Origin of the sequence: Aquibium pacificum, assembly GCF_040839445.1 — a bacterium.
Lineage (GTDB): Bacteria > Pseudomonadota > Alphaproteobacteria > Rhizobiales > Rhizobiaceae > Aquibium > Aquibium pacificus.
In genome coordinates this window covers 172,097-192,832 of record NZ_JBDPGJ010000006.1, presented here as the reverse complement: position 1 = coordinate 192,832, position 20,736 = coordinate 172,097, and the positions used below count along the sequence as shown (strand labels likewise).

At 63.0% G+C, this 20,736-nt stretch carries 19 protein-coding genes and 1 pseudogene; 15 read left to right on the top strand and 5 right to left on the bottom strand.

The features are described from left to right. The first annotated feature begins 2 nt into the window (after positions 1–2). The 7 genes from ABGN05_RS24395 to tnpC all read left to right on the top strand — a co-directional run bounded on the left by ABGN05_RS24395 (position 3) and on the right by tnpC (position 6,437). Positions 3–878: a peptidylprolyl isomerase gene (locus tag ABGN05_RS24395; RefSeq protein ID WP_367956630.1), complete on the top strand. Its 876-nt coding sequence runs from the start codon at positions 3–5 to the stop codon at positions 876–878. Then, positions 868–1,479, top strand: a complete 612-nt coding sequence (locus ABGN05_RS24390) for a L,D-transpeptidase (protein ID WP_367956629.1) — start codon at positions 868–870, stop codon at positions 1,477–1,479. Before ABGN05_RS24395 ends, ABGN05_RS24390 begins: the two co-directional genes overlap by 11 nt. Next, positions 1,479–2,546, top strand: coding sequence for a flavin-containing monooxygenase (locus ABGN05_RS24385; protein ID WP_367956628.1), 1,068 nt, complete (start codon positions 1,479–1,481; stop codon positions 2,544–2,546). Before ABGN05_RS24390 ends, ABGN05_RS24385 begins: the two co-directional genes overlap by 1 nt. A 17-nt stretch (positions 2,547–2,563) precedes the next feature. Continuing rightward, entirely contained in the window at positions 2,564–3,868 is a 1,305-nt protein-coding gene (locus ABGN05_RS24380; RefSeq protein ID WP_367956627.1) for an APC family permease, read from the top strand. 190 nt (positions 3,869–4,058) lie between these two features. Then, positions 4,059–4,496 (top strand): IS66-like element accessory protein TnpA, encoded by a 438-nt coding sequence (tnpA, locus tag ABGN05_RS24375; RefSeq protein WP_367956626.1) that lies wholly within the window; start codon positions 4,059–4,061, stop codon positions 4,494–4,496. Positions 4,497–4,522: 26 nt separating this feature from the next. Beyond that, the gene (gene tnpB, locus ABGN05_RS24370) at positions 4,523–4,849 is read left to right on the top strand and encodes an IS66 family insertion sequence element accessory protein TnpB (RefSeq protein WP_373695981.1); all 327 of its coding nucleotides are present in this window, start codon (positions 4,523–4,525) and stop codon (positions 4,847–4,849) included. Between the two features lie 109 nt (positions 4,850–4,958). Next, a complete protein-coding gene (gene tnpC, locus ABGN05_RS24365; protein ID WP_373695980.1) occupies positions 4,959–6,437 on the top strand; it encodes an IS66 family transposase in 1,479 nt (492 codons plus the stop codon). Here tnpC and ABGN05_RS24360 read toward each other — a convergent pair. Together ABGN05_RS24360 and ABGN05_RS24355 are read right to left on the bottom strand one after the other, a co-directional pair. Continuing rightward, on the bottom strand, positions 6,404–7,156 hold the full coding sequence (locus ABGN05_RS24360; protein ID WP_367956623.1) for a DsbA family protein: 753 nt from the start codon (positions 7,154–7,156) through the stop codon (positions 6,404–6,406). The two genes, tnpC and ABGN05_RS24360, sit on opposite strands and share 34 nt — an antisense overlap. Positions 7,157–7,193: 37 nt before the next feature. Then, positions 7,194–8,243 (bottom strand): cell wall hydrolase, encoded by a 1,050-nt coding sequence (locus tag ABGN05_RS24355; RefSeq protein ID WP_367956622.1) that lies wholly within the window; start codon positions 8,241–8,243, stop codon positions 7,194–7,196. A gap of 271 nt (positions 8,244–8,514) precedes the next feature. On the opposite strand from ABGN05_RS24355, the gene ABGN05_RS24350 reads away from it, so the two are divergent. Continuing rightward, the gene (locus ABGN05_RS24350) at positions 8,515–9,243 is read left to right on the top strand and encodes a cytochrome c biogenesis CcdA family protein (protein WP_367956621.1); all 729 of its coding nucleotides are present in this window, start codon (positions 8,515–8,517) and stop codon (positions 9,241–9,243) included. 166 nt (positions 9,244–9,409) lie between these two features. Here the strand turns inward: ABGN05_RS24350 and ABGN05_RS24345 are convergent, their stop codons facing one another. Continuing rightward, positions 9,410–10,012, bottom strand: a complete 603-nt coding sequence (locus ABGN05_RS24345; RefSeq protein WP_367956620.1) for a transglutaminase-like cysteine peptidase — start codon at positions 10,010–10,012, stop codon at positions 9,410–9,412. A gap of 206 nt (positions 10,013–10,218) precedes the next feature. Between ABGN05_RS24345 and lspA the strand changes: the two genes are divergently transcribed. Beyond that, the gene (gene lspA, locus ABGN05_RS24340; RefSeq protein ID WP_367956619.1) at positions 10,219–10,710 is read left to right on the top strand and encodes a signal peptidase II; all 492 of its coding nucleotides are present in this window, start codon (positions 10,219–10,221) and stop codon (positions 10,708–10,710) included. 376 nt (positions 10,711–11,086) lie between these two features. On the opposite strand, the gene ABGN05_RS24335 is transcribed toward lspA, so the two are convergent. Beyond that, positions 11,087–12,283: a DUF1173 domain-containing protein gene (locus tag ABGN05_RS24335; protein ID WP_367956618.1), complete on the bottom strand. Its 1,197-nt coding sequence runs from the start codon at positions 12,281–12,283 to the stop codon at positions 11,087–11,089. Between the two features lie 336 nt (positions 12,284–12,619). On the opposite strand from ABGN05_RS24335, the pseudogene ABGN05_RS24330 reads away from it, so the two are divergent. The 6 genes and pseudogenes from ABGN05_RS24330 to ABGN05_RS24305 form a co-directional block, all read left to right on the top strand. Then, positions 12,620–13,024 (top strand): annotated as a pseudogene (locus ABGN05_RS24330) (hypothetical protein); the annotation flags it as partial. Between the two features lie 329 nt (positions 13,025–13,353). Beyond that, positions 13,354–14,709, top strand: a complete 1,356-nt coding sequence (locus tag ABGN05_RS24325) for a tyrosine-type recombinase/integrase (protein ID WP_245283067.1) — start codon at positions 13,354–13,356, stop codon at positions 14,707–14,709. Continuing rightward, on the top strand, positions 14,706–16,547 hold the full coding sequence (locus tag ABGN05_RS24320; RefSeq protein WP_012112822.1) for a site-specific integrase: 1,842 nt from the start codon (positions 14,706–14,708) through the stop codon (positions 16,545–16,547). Before ABGN05_RS24325 ends, ABGN05_RS24320 begins: the two co-directional genes overlap by 4 nt. Then, a complete protein-coding gene (locus ABGN05_RS24315) occupies positions 16,544–18,709 on the top strand; it encodes a hypothetical protein (protein ID WP_012112821.1) in 2,166 nt (721 codons plus the stop codon). The genes ABGN05_RS24320 and ABGN05_RS24315 overlap by 4 nt, the downstream gene beginning before the upstream one ends. After that, positions 18,706–19,146 carry a hypothetical protein gene (locus ABGN05_RS24310; protein WP_012112820.1) on the top strand — a complete coding sequence of 147 codons (441 nt, stop codon included), beginning with the start codon at positions 18,706–18,708 and terminating at the stop codon, positions 19,144–19,146. Before ABGN05_RS24315 ends, ABGN05_RS24310 begins: the two co-directional genes overlap by 4 nt. A 216-nt stretch (positions 19,147–19,362) precedes the next feature. Continuing rightward, on the top strand, positions 19,363–20,289 hold the full coding sequence (locus tag ABGN05_RS24305) for an ArdC family protein (protein WP_012112819.1): 927 nt from the start codon (positions 19,363–19,365) through the stop codon (positions 20,287–20,289). 16 nt (positions 20,290–20,305) lie between these two features. Here ABGN05_RS24305 and ABGN05_RS24300 read toward each other — a convergent pair whose 3' ends face one another. Further along, the gene (locus ABGN05_RS24300; RefSeq protein ID WP_012112818.1) at positions 20,306–20,734 is read right to left on the bottom strand and encodes a MerR family transcriptional regulator; all 429 of its coding nucleotides are present in this window, start codon (positions 20,732–20,734) and stop codon (positions 20,306–20,308) included. Positions 20,735–20,736: the final 2 nt, after the last annotated feature.

Sequence of the window (20,736 nt, the reverse complement as noted above, 5' to 3'; positions counted from 1 at the left end):
CCATGGGCGCCAACAACTTCAAAACCAAACTCACCGTCCGGCTGCTGGCTCTTGCGACCATAGCGTCCACGACTTTGACGCTCATACCTTTGGCCTACAGTCAGGACAGCGAGACCCTTGCCCGTGTCAACGGCAACGAGATCACGGCAGCAGATCTTGCCATCGCCGAACAGATGTACGCGCAGCAACTGGGCCAGATGCCCGAGGATGCAAAACGCTCGGTTCTCGTCGACGCGCTGATCGAATTGCGGATCATCTCGGATGCGGCCCGTGCCGCGAACGCGATGGAACAGGATGCATACAAACGTCAGATGGCGTTCTTCGAGGCCCAGACGTTGCGTTCCGTCTTTCTTGAGCAGCGGGTCGCCTCTGCGGTGAGCGACGCAGCGGTAAGGGCAGCTTATGACGAGCAGGCCGGAAAGATCCCGGTTGTCCGGGAGCGCAGACTTCGGCACATTCTTCTTCAAAATGAAAGCGAGGCGAAGGACGTCATCGAGGCGCTCAAAGCCGGTCGGCCGTTCGCGGAACTGGCCCAAGAGCGCTCGGCCGACGACGTCTCGAAAGCCAAGGGAGGCGATCTCGGCTTCGTAGCGGAGGGACAGACCCTGCCGGAGGTCGACGCTGCAGCCGGCGCGCTAAAGCAGGGTGAATTCACGCAGGAACCTGTCGCTAGCCTCTTTGGCTTCCATGTCGTCATGCTTGAAGAAGAGCGCAACAGACCGGCTCCCCCGTTCGAGACCATATCACCCCAAATTCGGCAAGCTTTGGAAGCTGCCGAGGAGCAGCGGATCATCTCGGAAATCCGCTCCGGCGCCGAAGTCGAAAAGCTCATCCCTGATGTGTCGCCGCCGCAAATGGATGATGGACATGACCACTGATCGCAGCAACCCTCAAGCAACGGCAGGTTTCGATATCATCGATCGCAGATCGTTCGGAATTGGAGCGATCACCGTTCTGGCCGCACCCTTCTTCTCCAACACAGCGAACGCGCACCAGAAGTTCGAGCTTGAGCCGCGTTTTCTCCCCCAGATTGTTGGCGTGGCCTATGACCAGCCATCTGGCACGATTGTCGTCGCACCGCATGACCGCTTCCTCTACCTGATTGAAGGTCAGGGTCTGGCGAGACGTTATGGTATAGGCGTCGGGCGAGCCGGTTTGGCCTTTTCCGGGTCCGCGGTCGTCGGGCGCAAGGCCAAATGGCCGAGCTGGCGCCCAACCGACAATATGATCCGGCGCGATCCCAAAAAATATGCCAAATACGCGAAAGGGGTGCCCGGAGGACCTGGCAATCCTCTGGGGTCGCGAGCACTCTATCTCTACCGTGAGGACCGCGACACTCTTTATCGGATCCACGGCACCACTGAGCCCTGGACGATCGGAAAGGCCGTCTCCAACGGCTGCATCCGCATGGTGAATGAGCATGTCGAGGATCTCTATGAGCGCGTGCCGGTTGGAGCGCTGGTCGTGGTAGCGGGCTGATGCAACAGCCTGTTCTGGTCATTGGCGCTGGACAGGCAGGGCTCGCTGCCGGTTTTTACCTTCGGAAGGCCGGCGCGTCTTTTGTCATCGTCGATGCCGGACGCCGCATTGGGGATAGCTGGCGAGCTCGATACGACTCGCTGACCTTGTTCACCCCGCGCCAGTTCAGCACGCTTCCCGGGCTCGAATTCATCGGTAACCGTGAACTTTATCCCGACCGCGATGAGTTTGCCGAATATCTCGAGACCTATGCGGCACGCTTCAGCTTGCCTGTTCGCCTTGGGCATCTCGTCGCTCGCCTGGTTCAATTGGATGACGGCGCATTTGAAGCCACCTTTCAGAATGGTGAGACGATTAAGGCCGACGATGTGATCGTGGCGACCGGCGGCTTTCAGGTTCCAATCATTCCCGAACTCGTGAGACGATTTGGAGGCGAGGTTCTTCAGCTCACCACCGCCACCTACCGCAATCCCCACCATTTGCCGGACGGTCCCGTCCTCATCATCGGAGACGGCGCCAGCGGTCGCGATATCGCGATCGAATGCCGGAAGCTGCAATCCGTCATTCTAGCGGCCGGCGGACCGCGCAAATTATTCCCTGAACGACTTTTGGGGAAGTCGATCTGGTGGTGGCTGAATCTCGCTGGAGTGCTGAGAGCGCCGGCTGATTCGTGGATAGGGCGGCGGCTGAAAAGTGCCGATGCATTTCCGGATAGGGGCAACGGCAACACAAGCCTGGCAAAGCGGGGCGTGCGCTTGGCATCCCGGCTGGTGGATGCGTCCGGTGACGAAGCGCGTTTTGCAGATGGAAGTTCGGCTAATGTCCGCACCGTTATATGGGCAGTCGGCTATCGGGACGACAGCTCATGGCTTCAGGTGCCCGGAGGAACTGATCAGAATGGAACGTTCCTCCATAGGGAAGGCGTCTCACCCGTGAAGGGGCTCTACTTTGTCGGACGGCCCTGGCAGCGCAACCGCGCTTCGGCGCTGATCATGGGCGCGGGACCAGATGCCGAGCAGATCGTTGCCCAACTACTCGGGCGCAGACAAGAAGCGGCAGCAAGGTAGCCGAACGGAGCACCTGAATGGCTGTTGGGAACGAAAAATCGAAAGCTCTGACAAAGTCTTTGGGCCTTGTTCGGTTGTCCCTTTATGGCGTGGGCACGATCATTGGGGCAGGCATCTATTCCGTGATCGCGCCCGCTGCCGAGGCTGCAGGCGATGGCATTTGGCTGAGCTTCCTGCTCGCGGCCGTCATCTCAGGCTTTTCGGGTCTCTCCTACGCAGAAATCGCCTCCGCGCTTCCGGGCGCCGGGGCCGAGCACAACTTTCTGCGCAAAACGTTTCCCGACGTCCCAGCCTTAGCTTTCGTCGTAGGACTCTTTATCGCGGTTCACGGTGCGGCGACCCTCGCGACGGTTGCCCTCACATTCGGGAACTATGCGCAGACTTTCCTGTCCGTCGCCCCGACGGTCATTGCCATCGGGTTGATGGCCGTCGCTACCGCAATCAACGTGTCAGGGATCGGCAAGGCGTCTTTCGTAAGCGCCGCTCTGACCGTCTTTCAGGTTTGTTGTCTTATCGGCTTCGCAGCATTCGCGATTTCAACCGGCCCCCGTCCGATGACCGATGCCGTAACCTGGCCAACGAATTTTGCTGGCGTTGTTCAGGGTACTGCGATCCTCTTCTTCATCTATTCCGGTTACGAGCACATGGCGTCCCTTTCAGAGGAGGCCCGGCGGCCGGAACGCGATTTATGGCGCGCCTTCATGATCGCTCTCGGGCTCACTACCTTCGTCTACTTGGCAGTCATCCTTGGCGTCCTAAGTCTCATGGAAGCCGAGCAACTGGCCGGTTCCCAGTTTCCCCTTGCCGATGCTGCGGCCAGACTTGGCGGAACGTTTGGTATTATCATCATCGGCGCGGCATTGCTGGCGACGGCCAATGCGGTGCTAAGCGCATCACTGTCGGGAAGCCGACTGCTCTTCGGCATGTCCCGTGCGGGCGATCTGCCGAAAATCCTCTCGTCAATAACGACCGAAGGTCGAAGCCCTTGGGTTGGCGCGCTGGCATTTCTCGCGGTAGCGGTGGTCTTCGCCGCAGTTGGCGAAATAGGGTTCGTCGCGAGCCTGTCGTCGCTGGGTGTGACGCTGGTCTTTGCTGCGATCAACACCGCAGTTGTCGTGCTCAGATTCACGCAGCCCGATCTCGAAAGGCCGTTCCGGCTGCCATCCGTTGGCAAGGTGCCCGTAACGGCAGTGCTCGGCATCGTGAGCTCCCTTGTTCTCGCAGCTCAGTACGAATGGATGGTCTATCTAGCTTTTGCCGCAGCATTCATGCTTGGAGCGTTGCCTTACCTGATCATGCGCCGCAATCCCAGCCGCCGGTGACTTGACGCCCATCTGCACGGGCTGCCTGCAGCCCAATCCGGACTGATCGGGACCTAGTCTAAGAGTCGAACTCACTTGCGGCTTTTTTCAATCGCATTCTGCAAAGGCTCCTTCGTAAGCGGTGTGCCGGCAGCACCTTTCTTGTAGGGGCGTGAAGGACGATGTTCGAAGCCTTTGAAGGCTTGGACATATGACGATTTCAGAGCTTACGCTTAAGTCCAGAGACGCGGACCCGATCCGCCGGCTGGAGATCTTCACCGGTGCGGGTCGTCGCCGCGAGTGGCCGCCGGAGGAGAAGGCGCGGATTGTTGCCGAGAGCTACGCAGCGGACGAGACGGTCTGTGCCGTGGCGCGCCGGCACGGCCTGACGCCGCAGCAGCTGTTCACCTGGCGGCGCGAGGCACGCAAGCGATTGGAGGCCGAGGTGCCGCCCGGCTTCGTGCCGGCGATCGTGGTCACGCAGGCACCTATGGCGGCGGAGCCGAAGCCGCGGGTGCTGCGGCGGGCGCGAAGAAGATGTCCTGCCGCTATCGAGATGGAAGCGTCGGGTGTCATGGTAAGAATCGTCGATGGCACATCCCCGGCCACGATCGCGGCGGTGATCCACGCATTGAAGGCCGCGTCGTGATCGGCCCGACGGGTGCTGTGCGCGTCATGGTCGCGACGAAGCCGGTCGACTTCCGCAAGGGCGCCGAAGGCTTGGCCGCGCTGGTGCGCGAGACGATGGGCGCCGATCCGTTCTCCGGCGCGATCTACGTCTTCAGGGCCAGGCGCGCCGACCGGATCAAGCTCGTCTACTTCGACGGTACCGGGGTGTGCCTGCTGGCGAAGCGTCTGGAGGACGGAAAGTTCTGCTGGCCGGCGATCACCGATAGCGTGGTGAGGCTGACGGCAGCGCAGTTGCAGGCCCTGCTGGAAGGGTTGGACTGGCGGCGCGTGCATGAAGCCCGGGAGACGCGCGTGCCGATCGCGGCAAGTTGATTCCCTGAGCGGCCAAAAACACTGGCAAGGCATTGGAATGCATGATTGAATCGGATTCGTGAGCAATCCGGCCGCCTCTCTGACCAACGATCCGATCGCGCTTCAGGCGATGCTCGCGGCCGAGCGCGCCGAGAATGAGCGGCTGCGCCAGATCATCAAGGAACTGCAGCGCCACCGCTTCGGCCGTCGAGCAGAAAGCCTGCCCGTCGAGCAACTGCTGCTGGGTCTGGAAGAGGCCGAGCAGGTCGAGGCAGAAGGCTTCGCCAGGGAAGACACCACCGATCCGGTCAAGCGCGAGGCTCGCACCAGGAAGCGCCGGGCCAACCGGGGCGCCTTGCCGGCCCATCTGCCGCGCATTGAGCAGGTCGTCGACATCGAGGACAAGGTCTGCCCCTGCTGCAGCGGTCCGCTGCACGTCATGGGTGAGGATCGTTCCGAGCGCCTCGACGTCGTGCCGGCCCAGTTCCGCGTCATCGTCACGCGCCGCCCGAAATACGCCTGCCGAAGTTGCGAGGAGGTCGTTGTGCAAGCCGCGGCTCCATCGCGGCTCGTCGAAGGCGGCATCCCGACCGAAGCCACCGTCGCGCATGTTCTGGTCAGCAAATATGCCGATCACCTTCCCCTCTACCGCCAGTCCCAGATCTATGCCCGCCAGGGCGTGAACCTCGACCGCTCGACGCTCGCCGACTGGGTCGGCAAGGCGGCCTTCCTGCTCCGGCCAATCCACGAGCGGCTGTTCGAACGGCTGAAGGCTTCCGGCAAGCTCTTCGCGGACGAGACGACCGCGCCGGTACTCGATCCCGGGCGTGGCCGCACCAAGACCGGCCAGCTGTTCGCCTATGCGCGCGACGATCGCCCGTGGGGCGGGATCGATCCGCCCGGCGTCGCCTATCTCTATGCACCCGACCGCAAAGCCGAGCAGCCGCTGCGGCACCTTCAGGGCTTCGTCGGGATCCTGCAGGTCGACGGCTACGCCGGATACAAGGCACTGGCCGAGCGCAATGCCGTGAGCCTGGCCTTCTGCTGGGCGCATGTCCGGCGCAAGTTCTACGAACTGGGGCAATCCGGTCCGGCGCCAATCGCCACGGAGGCGCTCCAGCGCATCGCCGAACTCTACAAGATCGAGAGCGAGATACGAGGACGTTCGCCCGAAGAGCGGCGAACCGCGCGCCAAGAAAGAAGCCGACCCGTTATCGATGCCCTTCAGCCATGGCTGCGCGAGAAGCTCGCCCTGATCAGCCAGAAGAGCAAGCTCGCCGAAGCCATCCGATACACACTGTCGCGCTGGGCCGGGCTCAGCCGCTTCCTTGACGACGGCCGCGTCGAGATCGACTCCAATGTGGTCGAACGCTCAATCAGGCCAATCGCCCTCAATAGGAAGAATGCGCTCTTCGCCGGTTCCGACGGCGGTGGCGAGCACTGGGCGACGATCGCCTCGCTCACAGAAACCTGCAAGCTCAACGGCGTTGATCCGTTCGCCTACCTCGCCCACGTCATCACCCGCATCGTCGCCGGCCATCCGCAAAGCCAGCTCGACGAGCTGCTGCCCTGGGCCTATGCCCCCGAGCCACTCAAGGCCGTGGCCTGAGAACGGCGGTTACGCTCCTTCCCAACCGCCCCCATGATCACCTGATCTCCGACAATAAAGGATGGCGTGCCAGTCAGGCCAAGCCGCTGTGCCAGCGAGAGATTCGAAGAGATGATGGCCGCGATCTCCTCAGACCTCATCTCTTCCTCGATCCGCTTCCGATCCAGTCCCATTTCCTCTGCCAGTGCTAAGGCACGACCGACATTGATCTGTCCCTGCACGCCGATAAGGCGTGCGTGAAATTCCTGAGCCGCCGACTCTCCTTTCAATCGCTTCACGGAAAGGGCAACTTTCGCAGCTTCAACCGACCCAGGTCCTAGTATCGGAAAGTCCTTCAGGACGACACGCAGGCCCGAATCTTCAGCGACGAGGGCTTTGACATCGGGAGCTGCGCGCTTGCAGTACCCACAATTGAAGTCGAAGAACTCGACGAGGGTGACGTCCCCATCCGGATTGCCTAGGACCACATCGTCGTCGGACCGAAGCAACGCGTCTGCCTCAGCAGCAACAACCGCAGTCCTGGCTTCGGCCTCTGCCGTTTCAGACCGATTTTGGAGTTCAGTCAGCGCATCCCCGATAATTTCGGGATTCTGCAAGATATATTCACGGACGATCTTCTCGACCTCCTTGCGATCGACCGACTGCGCGAGAGCGGTCGACGACAACAGCAACAGGCCGATACTGAAGCAGCCGAAGCGCACGATCCGGGAGTTGGACACTGTTTCGACCTCTTGCCTACATGGATTGAACAACAAACTAGCTCCAGCCACCGCCAAACGTGCGATAGAAAATATGCGACCCGATCTGGGTCATCCGCTCCATTGAACGCGCCCACACCGGGCTAACATAGGTGGCATTGTAGTGCGTTGACGACGCTACCTCCGACAGGAAAATTTTTCCGCCACTGACTGCCATCGCCACGTCCTCGGCAAGTTGAAATGCCCGGCGGTCCGCCACGGTGTCGGGTGTCCCATCACACGCAAACGAAAACTGGCATTTGTTAAACCAATCTTGATTCTGGTAGACGACCCCGCAAACGCTGCCCGGATATGCCGGATTTCTCACCCTATTCAAAATTACCTGTGCGACGGCAGCCTGTCCTTTGACCTCCTCGCCTCGCGCCTCGAAATAGATGGCAGTAGCCAGACACTCCTGTTCGGTCGCCGAAAAAACGGTCGCCGGCAGCGGCTCACTCATCCAGCGATGATCGCCCTCGACCGACGGCGGCACAAAACGGCCCGAATTCTCATCAGAGCCTAGCAACGCAGCAAAGGGTGCCTTAGAGGCGTGCAGTGCGTCCTTGGGCGCGTATGCTGTTGCGAGAACATCAGCGCCGTCATTGCTGACCAGATCTGCTAGCGTCTCTGGTACGCCTACCAATCGATCATCTTCCGGACGATGAAACGTTGAACTGGCCACGAGGATTTCTGCATCTGGCTCCGGCGCAAACCCACGAAGCGCGTACGGAGCATCAGGATTCGACAAGAACCGCCGACGCTCGAAAAGGTCCACATTCTCTGCAATCACTGAAGGATTCCGTGCGGCAACGCTTAGAAGCCGTGGCCCTTTGCCTTTAGTGACGATTCGAGCCGGTCCGCCGCTATCTTCGGAATTGCCCCGAAGAGTGAAGCGCGCGTCTTTCGGTGCGGAGGCACGAAGTCGAAGTTCTTGCAAATGCGAACAAGGATCGGCGCTTTTCAGGTAGACGTTCGAGCGTTCGGTCGATGGTGCAACCGCGAATATTGAAGAGACATCTTGGATGGTGGTCGGTGTGGCGAACCCGAAGGTAAAAAATGTGGTGACCAAGAGCGCGAGCACTCGTACACGGCTGGTAGCAAACGTCCAGTTCGGCTTGTCCTTAAATCTCGGCCGCAAAACTCAGCCTCCTGAAAATCCACTTGGGAATCGGAAAAGTGAATTGTTAACCTTGATGAAAGGTTAAGAATACGTCGCCGCCGCGCGTCTCAATGTCACGGCGATCGAGCGCATCAGCCATTGAACCTCAAGCTGGTAGAGGGTGTATGGGCCGCTCAATAGTCACCCAATCGGCGAACTGCGTGCCAGGCGAGGCTCAAAATTGGCGATCGACGTCTCCCTAGTTGGTCTACTAACCGCGGTCGTCGCTGGCGCCGTGTCCTTTATATCGCCATGCGTCCTGCCGCTCGTTCCAGGGTATCTGTCTTTTGTCTCCAGCGGGGTCGATCCGGCTTCTACGCGACTGGCGGATCGCTTTCGCGTACTCTGGTCGGCCATGTTCTTCATTGCCGGATTTACCACTATCTTCGTGCTCCTTGGACTCGGTGCGCAGGCACTTGGAGGTATCCTGCTGCGCTACAGTTTCGAGGCGAATCTGATAGGAGGAGCACTACTGATCGGCTTTGGCCTTGTGATGACCGGCCTCGTAACGTTTCCTCTTCTCATGCGGGATATCCGCGCCTCGGGCCCACAGATCGTATCGGGTCCGGCAGGTGCTTACACACTCGGACTGGCTTTCGCGTTCGGCTGGACGCCGTGCATCGGCCCGGTGCTAGGGTCGATCCTCACAGTGACAGCGGTATCCGCGGGGAGCGGGGCGGTTCTCCTGGCAGCCTACGGCTTGGGCCTCGGAATTCCCTTTCTTGTAGTGGCGCTAGCATTCAGCAGCATCGCTGGAATTCTCAAGCGCGCTAGATATGCCGGTCACATCCTCAACATCGTCGCAGGTAGTGTAATGATTGTCATGGGCTTGTTGATGATGACTGGACGCCTGACGTTAATCGCCTTCTGGCTATTGGAAAGGTTCCCAGGGCTGGGCTACATCGGTTAACAACTGAAGCCGGTAATGCTCTTGGCTGCTAGCACCTGCACAATTGGATCACGCCTGCCGATCGTCCGTGTCGCCAACAGCGGCACCTACTTGCCACCGGCGGGCTCGGGTTGGCGTGCTTGTTCATTGAAGAGGCACCAGGACAACCCCACAACGGACAGGCTTCCTAATGAAGCGAGCCGACCAATGGTGCATCGCCTTCTCGTATCGACACCCAACGTCCAGTGTGATTAGTGGCCTGCCTCTTAAGATAAGTATACTCAGCTTCATCCCAGTTCAAAACCGAGTCGGTTAGATTGTCGAGGATGACATCACCAATATTTGTCCGAACCGTTAGAACGGCGTGTCCCTCTCCATTGGGCTGACGTAAGACGGTCAGCAAAAGGTTCGACGCAGAGACTCCATCCCCCATCAGCGCACGACGCTTTGCTAGCGCATAGTCTTCGCAATCGCCAGCATCGACCGGATAGGTCCAATATTCATCTTGGCCGTACAGTTCGAGATCGCTCTTTGGCTTTACAGCCTTGTTGACCGACACAGTGAGCGCATGCAATCGCTGCAGTAGTTCATCCGACATAGTGAGGGGAGTTTCGTTGCGCGAACGTATTGAACATTCACCCGGTTCCCGCTTGCAGAACTCGAAATGGCCGATTGGTTGGGACGTCAAGGTACCTGTCACCATCGCCGATGGGTGAGCCTGAGCCGCAAATCCCGATATGACAACCGTTGCAATGACCGCAGGAAGGTGCAGCAGCGACCGTTTCAGCATGCAAGTCCCCCGAACGTGCCTTGTTAACCCTCGTTACCAAAATCCTAACAACTCCTTCGATCGCGGTCTATTGCAGCGCTGCAACACTTTCGTGAGCACTTTCGAGCCCATTAGCAGGAATTTTCCAGGTGATCCGCGAATGGGACCTTGAAGCTCACCTTGCTAGAGGGCGCACGTTCCAAACCCAATCTGAGGAACGTCGCCCCATGAGCCGAAATACCCGCAGCGTACGTGCAATCGTCGGCTTGTTTTGCATCCTGGCTGCATTTGCCATCGACCAACTGTCCAAGACGGTGCTTGTCGAAATCGTTATGCAGCCACCCCGCGTAATATATGTAACATCCTTCCTCAACATCACACTCGGATACAACGATGGGATCAGTTTCGGGCTGTTTGCAGAAATGTTCAGGCAACGTCCCAATGTGCTCATCGCCTTATCATCAGGAATCGCAATACTGCTGCTGCTATGGATGCTCCGGTCTGAACGCCGCATCGAAAGTGCAGCGCTCGGACTAATCACAGGCGGCGCAACAGGAAATATCTTTGATCGCATCGAACGCGGCAGTGTTACGGATTTCATAGATTTCCACGTCGCTTCTTGGCACTGGCCCGCATTCAACATGGCTGACGCGGCAATCGTGACGGGCGCGATGCTACTTCTCGTCGCTTCGTTTCAGAAATCTCGAACGTCCAGCTAGCAAGGAGTATGGATCAGGTCGCGGCAGCTGAAGTATCCATTTCCTTTTCAATCGAATGGGTACCAGCCATTCCGCGCTTGCCGTGGAAGTCTTGTGAGCTTGGCAGCCACCCTGCCTACCGCAAGCTTGGATGATTGCTATGTGGCGCAAGCGCGACCGATAGCCTCGTTCCCGCGATCGGCTCGGGAGCGCGCCCGTGCTGTTTCACGAGCTGCGATAGATTGGCAGGAGAGCACTTCCAGCGAAAGTATGAAGAGGTTTTGCGCCCGGAGTTGCGTAGGAACAAAGAGGATGAGCATTGGAGGCGATCCTACTTTCGCCCGCGATGCTCTAAATTCCAGAAAGTCCTTCATCTTCCGTATGAGCGAACACGATTTTACCGAAAAGGCAGTGGCGGCATCTCACCATCGGCCGTTCGCCAGATCCATGCATCGACATCCGGTCGGGATGCAATTAGCTCGTTGAGCGCCTCATCATAGGCGCTGTCAGCTGATGGCGGAACGATGTAAAGCCCGACCGGCTGCGGATGGCTCTGAAGCACTGCGGCCACGGTCGGCGTGTTAATCGGCAGATTGTAGCGCAAGCCCTTCACACTTCGCTCTCGCACCTTAGCCAGCGCATCAACCAGTTTCTTCTCGTAGGCGGAGTCGTAAGGGACCCAGTTCTCAGACACCACCATCAGCGCCATTTCCTCGACGACCGCCAGTCCGGCAAGCGTGAGGCCGAAGGTAGCGATTGCGATCAAGTGGGAGTCTTGGTTCGCGCTCCAGAGTGCCATTTCATTCTCGAAACGAACCTGAAGCCGACGTTTCAGAGTTTCGTCCAGCAAGAACGGGAAGTCCGGCATGTGCTTGATGATCAGCCGGTGACCATTGCGTGCTGGCGCAATATCCTTGACCTCGCCGACGAGGATCATCAGCTTCCTCGGTCCGGTCCTCGGAGGCAATGCGGACGTAAGCGCAGTCACGCGCCGTTGCTCGATGGCAGCTTTGTCCGCAGAGCGAAACGGTTCCGGTACGAACAGGACGTCGCTCAGAATTCCCCCTTTCACCGTCATCTGGCGAGCCGCCTCGATCAGGTGCCAGCGAACATTCCACCAATGGCGTTTGCCGGCCCATCGCGCAGTCCAGGCCGTCAGCTCGGCCTCGTGCCAAAGATAATGAAGCAGACTGCGCAGAGACAGCTTCTTCGCCTCGCCGCCCACACCGTCCGAACTTCCCACGCCGGGAACAGGTGCCGAGCGCGTGCCCACCTTTGTCAGGCTGAACCCAACCTTGAGCGCTGACAGTCCGCTTTCGGGGTCGATCTGGATGGCGCTACCGATCAACACGCCGAGACCGGAGAGCTCATCAGGTGGTTCGTAGGAGGGACAGGCTGGATCATGTCCACCCCCTGACGACGGCATGCGCTTGACGATGTATTGATCGCCGACCTTGGCGATATACATCGCAAGGCCTGGTTCCTGGCACAGACAGACAGGCCGAATTCGTCTCCGATAGGCATCTGCCAGCACATCCTGCAGAGCCGGCGCGGTTTCCTCGATCACCTGGTCAACAAGCTTGAAACGTCGCATCGCCTCCGTTGCTCCGGACGCCGCCGCATCCCCTGCCTTTCATTGATTCACGGATTTCCAGTCTAGGCAAGCCGCGACCGCCGGACGAATGGGCCTGGGAGCCAGCGCGTCCGTCCCAGCCCGAGCCGGCCGCTCCGAATTCGGGGTCCTTCGGGAAGGGATGTGGGCTCCGCTGAAGCCCGGCCTGCGGCCGGCCCTTCGCTTTCGGGTGCGCTGCCGCCGCGCAGGCATGTCTCCCGCCGCGGCTGGCGCGGGCAGAGGGAGAGGGGAGGCCGGGATGCGATGGCGGGTCGAGGCCAGGAGAGAGGCTCCCGGCGCCCGTCGCGGAGAACGACCATGACTCATATGGAAATCCAGGCGCCGGCGCGCATCGGGTCCAACGGCTACAAGGTCGACGTAAGCCGCGGCCAGCGTATCGGCCGCGTGTCGTCGGAATGGTTCAATCGCCCGGCCGACGAACGCTACCTGTCACTCACCGATCTCAACAATGCGGTGAAGCGGCGGTCAGCACGAAGCAAGACCCGGATCGTAGAAAGCGAGGCGATTCGCGTCGAAGCCTCGCGCGACAATCCGGAGCGGCTGACGCTCATGCTGCCGGATGCCCACGCACCCGTTGTGCCGACTCACTGGAGTTTTGGTCAGCTCGCCAGCCTGGTCGGCGCACCCGCGACCTACCTGCGCCAGCTGCCGGCCGCGCTCGCCGGCATCAACCTGCAATACGGCCTCTCCACACACCGTGCCTTATCCTGACTCTGTGATCCTGTCTCAGAATCATGCATTGGAGGCGCCTCACCACGGCTCCGGTGAAGCTCTTCAGACGTCCGGGTCAAGCGTTCCCGCAGCGTAGCGAGGACAACGCTTGACGCGGCGGCGGCACGACAAGCTGTTCATGGGGTGCAGGCTAAGTCCTGCACCCCTGCCACGCGGCGAGCGGGAGAGCGCGAGGGGAACCCCTCGCATTCTAAACAATGAAGTTGCGCCGAAGGCGCTCCGCTTGGGTATCGTGCGTGCATTTGTATTTTACCGATCTTGACACTATTTCGCGTCCGCTTTTCCTTGATGACCTTGCAGTGAGCCTCGCGCCCGGTGCGCTCGACGCGGTCGAGCGCACCGGGCTGATTCACGGCATGCCGTTCATCCTGATGGATGACGGCAGCTACGATCTCGCTCTCAACCGGTTCTTTCGTGCCTGTCCTGCTATGGGAGCGCGATCGCCGAACACGTGGCGCTCCTACGCCCGCGACATTCTCGTCTGGGCGCGCTTTCTTGTCGAACGGCGCGGCGGCAAGACGGTCTGGCAGGCCGGCCGCGACGATGTCCTGGCCTTTCACCGGGCGCGTCGGCTGTCGGCAGCTCCCTACCGCATCTCGGCTGCGAGCTGGAACCGGAGCGTTGCCGCGCTCGACAAGCTCTATCGCTGGGCTGTCGAGGAAGGAATCATTGCGATCTCGCCCTTCAGCTACGGCGCCACCCTTCGCAGGGCCGGCGGTAGCCGCGCAGTGCTCGCTGTGACGACGAACCGTGCCCGCGAGCGCGCCGCGCGGCGCCACGATACCCGTTACATCGATCTTGGCCGCTACCTGCTGTTCCGCGAGGTGGGATTGCGCGGCCGGCTTCCCGACGGCTCGGAGGACGCGACGTGGCGCGGCCGCAACGGCGAGCGCAATGCGTTGTTTGCCGAGCTTCTCGTCACGACCGGCCTGCGGCTGACAGAGGCCGGCAGTCTGCTGCTGAGTGAGCTGCCGCGCCTGACCGATCCCGAATCGCGCTCGGTGCCGTTCGATCTCCCCGGTCCGATCGCCAAGGGCGGACGACCACGGCGCATCCGCGTTCCCCGCCGGGTACTGAGATTGATCGGCGACTATGTCGATCTCGAGCGCACGGTCTCTGCCGCGCGCTCAGAGCCTTCGGTGTCCGATCCGCTCTGGCTGATGCTGGAGGACGGGAAGGCAACAGACGCGGCGGGCAAGCGTGTCCGGCTCGACCGTCTGACGCTGGGCGAACGCCGCCGCGTGCTGGTCGGCACGCCCGGCCAGGCGCAGCATGCCTTGCTCTGGCTGACTGAAGGCGGCAAGCCCGTGCCCTCGGCGACTTGGGAAGCTGCCTTTCGGCGGGCCTGCACCCGCTGCCGCCGTTTCGGCATCGAGGTCGAGGTGACGCCACACACGCTGCGGCACACCTTCGCCGTCAACATGCTCTCCATGCTGATCCGCGAGCAGATCGGATCCGTGTTCGATCCGCAGGACCAGCACGGCGCAGCCTATCGGCGGATTCTCGGCGATCCTCTGCAGAAGCTCCAGCACCTGCTGGGGCATGCGAGTATCACCAGCACCTACATCTATCTCGACAGCCTCGCCGAGGCGCAGGAGCTGGTCGAGGCCGCCGCGGATCGCTGGGCCGAAGACACGGCTGGCGGCGCGGCATGACCGCCGCGGCGGCTCCATCGGTGCGGCGGCCGGGTCGCCGCGCCCTCTTTCCCGAGGCGCTGCCCGATCCCGAGGGCGAGGCCGCCGCTGCGATCGCATCGCTGCGCTTTACCGTCACGCTGGCGGATCGCAGCAAGACGATCGACCTGACGATGCTCGCCGGCCGCAAGGCATTGGCGCGGACCTTTGCCGGCGCGCTCTGGCGCGCCTGCCAGGTCGGTGGTCCGGCCGGCTCGATCTCGACGGCCTACGCCTATGCCAATGCGCTCAAGACATTTTGGCGCTATCTCGATTCCGCCGGATCGCACGTCGCCCGTCTCTCCGACGTCAGTGCCGTCTGCATCGACGGCTTCGATTCCTGGATGGAGGGGAGCGGCCTGCATCCCAATCACCGCCTGCACCGCATGAGCAAGGTGCTCAACCTGCTGCGGCTTGCCGAGGCCGCGGAGCCCAGCCACCTGCCGCCCGATGCCTCACGCCGGCTGATGTACACGAGCGATCGGCCCGGCGTGCGCGCCAGGCCGCGCGATGCCTATGGCGATGATGTCGCCGCGGCATTGCGGAAGGCGGCGCGCACCGATCTCGCCGCCATCATCCGCCGCTTGGGCGAGGCCGATCGTATTCCGGCGGTCGAGGATTCCGATCGGAGCAAGGCGCTGGCAGCAACCCACAAACAGGTAATGGAAGTGATCGACGCGGAAGGCGTCATCGGGCACAGGCACCCTCTCTTCAAGCGACTCTACACGCTCCGCCGCGAGAGTGGCCTGCCGAACGATCGCCTGATCCACGATCTGCATGGCCGCCGGCATCTCATCGCCGCCGATCTCGTGCCGCTCATCGTGCTTATCTCGCTCGACACCGGCATGGAGATCGAAGCGATCAAGGGCTTGCGAGCGGACTGCCTGAAGAACCCGGCGGGCGGCTATGTCGAGATCGAGTATTGCAAGCGTCGGGCGCGCGGCGCCGAGTGGAAGCGGCTGCGTGTGCGCGACGGCGGTTCCTCGACGCCGGGCGGCTTGATCCGCAAGGCGCTGCAGTGGACCGGTCCGGCGAGAAGCCGGCTCGGCGCCGACACGCTCTGGGCGCACTGTGCCTGGGGCCGCCTGACCCCTCGGGTGCTCAGCATGAAGGAGCTCGCGGCTTCATGGACGCGCCGGCACGGCATCCTTGATGAGCGGGGCCAACGCCTTCGCCTCAATCTGACGCGCCTGCGCAAGACGCATAAGGCGGCATGGTACCGGCGCACGGGCGGCCAGCTCGACCGCTTCGCCGTCGGCCACACTGTCGCGGTCGCGGCCGACCACTACGCCGACATTCCCGCGCTTCGTCATCTGCACGAGGCGACAATTGCCGACGCCATGACCGATGCGCTCGACGCCGCGTTCCCCCCCTGTGTCCTGTCGTCGGAGGAGGAAGCGGCCGTCCAGACCGATCCCGACAAGGCGACCGGCCTTCCCGTTGTCGGCGCCGCCGCGGTCAAGGCGCTGTTCGGCGGCGAGCAGGACGTCTGGCTCGCCAGTTGCGGCGGCTTCTACAACAGCCCGTTCGGCTCGGAGGGAGAGGCCTGTCCGTCCCCCTTCTGGGGGTGTCTCGAATGCAGCAATGCCGTGGTCACCGCCCGCAAGGTGCCCGCGCTCCTGGCCTTCCTCAACTTCATCCGGGCGCAGCGGCAGGTGCTGAGCGAAGCCGACTGGATCGCCAAGTTCGGCCGGGTTCACGGACGCATCGCCGAACAGATTCTGCCCCGGTTCGCCGACGCCGAGATCGAGGAAGCCCGTCGGATTGGGTCATCGGACCCCGCGCTCCTCTACCTGCCGCCCGAAGCGAGAGCGCCATGATGCCGGCACCGATCAAGCTGCCGCAGCACGCGTCGCTGCCTTCGGCCATTTATGGCAACGACGAGCCCGTGCTTGCCGGCGTGGCGGTCAGGGACGATGCCGACCGCACGCGACTTCCGCGCTTCGGTGACGATCTTTGGGACCTGGGCGCCGCCATTTTCCGGGTGAACGCCCGCTACAGCAATTACCGGCTGAACCTCGCCCGCATCGCCGATCCCGTCACGCGGCGGCTGGCGAAGGAGTACGTGATCGCCCGCCTGCGCATCCATGTGCCGGGATATCGGGCGCCCTGCGGCGCGACCTCGGCGATCCGCCTGCTGCGCTACATCCAGCATTTCGCCGCGTTCCTCCGCGCAAGGACTGGCGCCGTCGATCTCAGCCGGATCGATCAGGCGCTGCTCGACGCCTATCTGGCGTATGCCCGTGACGGCGGACGGCGAACGCCTCACGAGACGGTGAAGTATGTCGAGGTGCCGATCGACCTGCATCACCTGGCGCCATGGCTAACCGGCGGCGGCATCGGTTTCCTGCCGTGGCGTGGACGTGCGGCGCACCGCGTTGCCGGCCGGCCGCCAGCGCCCGCCGAGAACGCCACGCCGCGCATTCCCGAGCCGGTCATCGGCGCCATGCTGCGCTGGGCGCTCAAGTATGTCGAGGTCTATGCGCCCGATATCCTCGCGGCGCGGGCCGAGCTTGACGCTCTCGAAGCCCGCTGCGCCCGATTGATGGCGCGGGACGCGCGGGCCGGACGGGCCGTGGCCAAGAACTATCGCGCCCGCGTGGCCAAGTGGCTCGACGTGCGCCGGGCCATGGGCCGAGGCGTGCCGATCTGGGAGCACGCGCCCAATGTGGCCCGCCGCATCGACCCGCTCACCGGCGAAGAGACCCCGCCCTACAATCTCCATCTGATGCGCCTTCACGCCGGCGCTCCGCAGAGCGGCCGCATCAGCCAGTCCGAGCCGACTGCACGACTGATCGAGAAGGCAGCCGCCGAGCTCGGAACCGAGATCGGCGGGCTCGATACGCCGATCTCGATCGATCCGGACACCGGACTGCCATGGCGCGAGCGCTTCGACGGCCTCAGCCTCGCCCGCGAAGAACGGATGTTGCAGGGCGCCTGCTATCTCGTCTGCGCCTACCTCACCGGCATGCGCGACAGCGAGGTGCAGGCGATGCAGCCGGGTTGCGTGTCGCCGGTGCGCAGCGCCGACGGCCTGGTCGAGCGGTACCGGCTGCGCAGCACGGTGTACAAGCGCCATGGCGCGCGCGGCGTCACGGCCGACTGGATCACGATCGAGCCCGTCGCTCGCGCCGTCGCGGTGATGGAGGTTCTCTCGGCACGCAATCGCCGAGAGAAGGAACTGTCATCCTTGTGGGTGGCGCTGAAGGACTGGCCCTGGAGCAACGATCATCTCGGGATGGGTGCAACGCCGACACTCAACCTTTTCCGCGAGGGCCTCGACACGCGCTCGGAGGCCGCGCCGGCGATTCCGCGCATCGGCGACGAGCCTTGGAAGTTTACGACCCGGCAGCTCCGACGCACGATCGCCTGGTACATCGCCAACCGGCCGTTCGGCACGGTCGCCGGCAAGATCCAGTACAAGCACGCCTCGGTCGCCATGTTCGAAGGCTATGCCGGATCGGCGCAGGCCGACTTCCGCTTGGCGATCGAGCGCGAACGTGCACTCGGCCAGCTCGACGACATTGTCGCCCATTACGAGGCCTATCTTCGCCGTGAAGGCCCGGCGGGACCGGGTGCTGCGCGACTGCGACGCGAGTTCGGCCGCGTGCAGGAGGAACTTGGCGATCTTCCCGGCCGGATCTTGGACCGCAAGCGGCTGCGCACCATGGTTGCCCATCTCGGGCGGACCCTGCATGTCGGTTTCCTCAACGACTGCCTGTTCGATGCAGCGACCGCGCTCTGCCTCACCGGCGCGCCAGATGCCGAGCGGACGGCGCCGGCCCTATCGCGCTGCAGCCCCGACCGGTGCCCGAACGCCTGCCTGACCGCCCGGCACCGCGAACCGTGGCAGGCCTCGATCGTCGAGGGCGAAGCGCTTCTGGCCGACCGGCGTCTATCGCCGCTGCAGCGCACGGCGATCCTGCGGGACAACGAGCGCAAGTGCCGGCTGATCGCGCCTCTCATGGACGGTGACGCATGACCGCGCTCGGGCCGAAGAGCCAAGCGGCGCTAAGGGCTGCCATGAAGCGGTTGCTCGACGGCCGCCCTGAACGCACCGACGGGGCGCTGACCGTCGCCAACCTGGCGCGCGAGGCCGGCGTCAGCCGAGCGACGGCGAACCGGGCCGGCGATCTTCTCGCCGAGCTCCGCGCGGCCGAAGCCCGCCTGCGGCGATCGTCGCCCAGGGCCCTCAAGGAACGCATCCATGCTCTGGAAGCGGAACTACGCGCCGTGCGTGGTGCCGAGATGGCGGAGCTGCGGGCGCTCACCCGGACGCTCGCGCAGCACATCCAGATGCTGACGTTGCAGCTCGCCGAGCGAGATGCCGTCATCGAAGGTCTGCGAGCGGAGCTGTCTCGATCCGTGGACGCCAGGGTCGTCCCGTTGCGGCGTCCGCCTCTGGACGGCACCGGCTGACAGCCGCGCTTCATCCTGACCGGTCCAGGCGCCGCTCGCCGGTCATGGCTGCCTCCCGTGCTCGCCCGTCGAGGCAGGGCTCGGGTTGTGGCAGACGCTGCCGGCCCATCAACCCTGTTCCGCACCAGCACCGAGAACAGGGTGTGACGGCCCGGCTTCCCGCGTCTGCCCCTGCCGCCTCGCCCTCGACGGAGAGGGCGAACACAGGAGGCAGCCATGACCACCGATCGCACACCCCAGCCCCGGAACGACATCTACGAGCGTGTCACCAGCCAGATCATCGCCGCCATCGAGGCCGGCGCCGACCAGTACCGGATGCCCTGGCACCACGACGGATCGGCCATCACTACGCCCGTCAACGTCGCCTCGCGCAAGGCCTATCGTGGCGTCAACGTCATCGCACTCTGGGCCGCCGCGCACGCCGCCGGCTTTCCCGCCGGCATCTGGGGCACCTATCGCCAGTGGCAGGCGCTCGGCGCCCAGGTCCGCAAGGGCGAGCGCGGGCACCTCGTCGTGTTCTGGAAGACCGTCGATCGCCACGGCAAGGCAGACGTACAGGACGGCGACGAGGATCGCGACGAGCCCGCCCGGCGCATGTTCGCCCGCGGCTACACGGTCTTCAACTGCGCGCAGGTCGACGGCTACACGCCGCCCGAGATACCGGTGCTACCCGAGGCCGAGCGCATCGAGCGGGCCGAACGGTTCTGCGCAGCGCTCGGCATCGACATCCGCCACGGCGGATCGCAGGCCTGTTACCGCCCATCCACCGACCACGTGCAGATGCCCGACTTCGCCTGCTTCCGCGATGCCGCAGCCTATTACGCCGTGCTGCTCCACGAATGCGGGCACGCCTCCGGCGCCAGGCATCGCCTCGACCGTGATCTCTCCGGACGGTTCGGCTCGGCCGCCTATGCTATGGAGGAATGCACGGTCGAGCTCCTGAGCGCCATGATCTGCGCCGACCTCCATCTCAGCGTCGAGCCGCGGCCCGACCACGCCAGCTATATCGCCTCCTGGCTCGAGGTGCTTCGCTCCGACAAGCGCGCGATCTTCACCGCCGCAGCCAAGGCGCAGCAGATCGCCGACTGGCTGCACGCCCAGCAGGGCAACGCTTGCCGGAACGACGTCAGGGGCGCCGCATAGGCGCTCCTCGACCCGATCAGTTGACAGTTCGCTCCCGGAACAGCGCCTCAATCAGCGGACATTCCGGCCGCGTGCCGTCGGCGCATTGCGCGACGACGTCCTTGAGCACCCGCTCCATGCGCTTCAGGTCAGCGATCTTCGCCCGCACATCGTCGAGATGCGCGGCGGCGACCGCGCTTGCCTCGGCGCAGGGCTGGTCGCGTTCGTCGACCAGGCGCAACAGCTCGCGGATTTCGTCGAGTGAGAAGCCGAGCTCGCGTGCCCGCAGCACAAAGCGAAGGCGCCGCTCGTGCGTCGTGTCGTAGCTGCGGTAGCCGGCCGCCGTGCGCGGTGGCTCGGGCAGGAGCCCGACCTTCTCGTAGTAGCGCACAGTCTCCAGATTGCTGCCCGTCCGCCGGGCGAGCTCAGCCCGCTGCAGGCCCTTCACGCCAGCGTGATCGCGCATCG

Excerpts from the sequence above, each read along its gene's own strand:
- ABGN05_RS24395 (WP_367956630.1), top strand. The coding sequence starts at position 3 with ATGGGCGCCAACAACTTCAAAACCAAACTCACCGTCCGGCTGCTGGCT.
- ABGN05_RS24390 (WP_367956629.1), top strand. The coding sequence starts at position 868 with ATGACCACTGATCGCAGCAACCCTCAAGCAACGGCAGGTTTCGATATC.
- ABGN05_RS24385 (WP_367956628.1), top strand. The coding sequence starts at position 1,479 with ATGCAACAGCCTGTTCTGGTCATTGGCGCTGGACAGGCAGGGCTCGCT.
- ABGN05_RS24380 (WP_367956627.1), top strand. The coding sequence starts at position 2,564 with ATGGCTGTTGGGAACGAAAAATCGAAAGCTCTGACAAAGTCTTTGGGC.
- tnpA (WP_367956626.1), top strand. The coding sequence starts at position 4,059 with ATGACGATTTCAGAGCTTACGCTTAAGTCCAGAGACGCGGACCCGATC.
- tnpB (WP_373695981.1), top strand. The coding sequence starts at position 4,523 with ATGGTCGCGACGAAGCCGGTCGACTTCCGCAAGGGCGCCGAAGGCTTG.
- tnpC (WP_373695980.1), top strand. The coding sequence starts at position 4,959 with ATGCTCGCGGCCGAGCGCGCCGAGAATGAGCGGCTGCGCCAGATCATC.
- ABGN05_RS24345 (WP_367956620.1), bottom strand. The coding sequence starts at position 10,012 with ATGCTGAAACGGTCGCTGCTGCACCTTCCTGCGGTCATTGCAACGGTT.
- lspA (WP_367956619.1), top strand. The coding sequence starts at position 10,219 with ATGAGCCGAAATACCCGCAGCGTACGTGCAATCGTCGGCTTGTTTTGC.
- ABGN05_RS24335 (WP_367956618.1), bottom strand. The coding sequence starts at position 12,283 with ATGCGACGTTTCAAGCTTGTTGACCAGGTGATCGAGGAAACCGCGCCG.
- ABGN05_RS24320 (WP_012112822.1), top strand. The coding sequence starts at position 14,706 with ATGACCGCCGCGGCGGCTCCATCGGTGCGGCGGCCGGGTCGCCGCGCC.
- ABGN05_RS24315 (WP_012112821.1), top strand. The coding sequence starts at position 16,544 with ATGATGCCGGCACCGATCAAGCTGCCGCAGCACGCGTCGCTGCCTTCG.
- ABGN05_RS24310 (WP_012112820.1), top strand. The coding sequence starts at position 18,706 with ATGACCGCGCTCGGGCCGAAGAGCCAAGCGGCGCTAAGGGCTGCCATG.
- ABGN05_RS24305 (WP_012112819.1), top strand. The coding sequence starts at position 19,363 with ATGACCACCGATCGCACACCCCAGCCCCGGAACGACATCTACGAGCGT.
- ABGN05_RS24300 (WP_012112818.1), bottom strand. The coding sequence starts at position 20,734 with ATGCGCGATCACGCTGGCGTGAAGGGCCTGCAGCGGGCTGAGCTCGCC.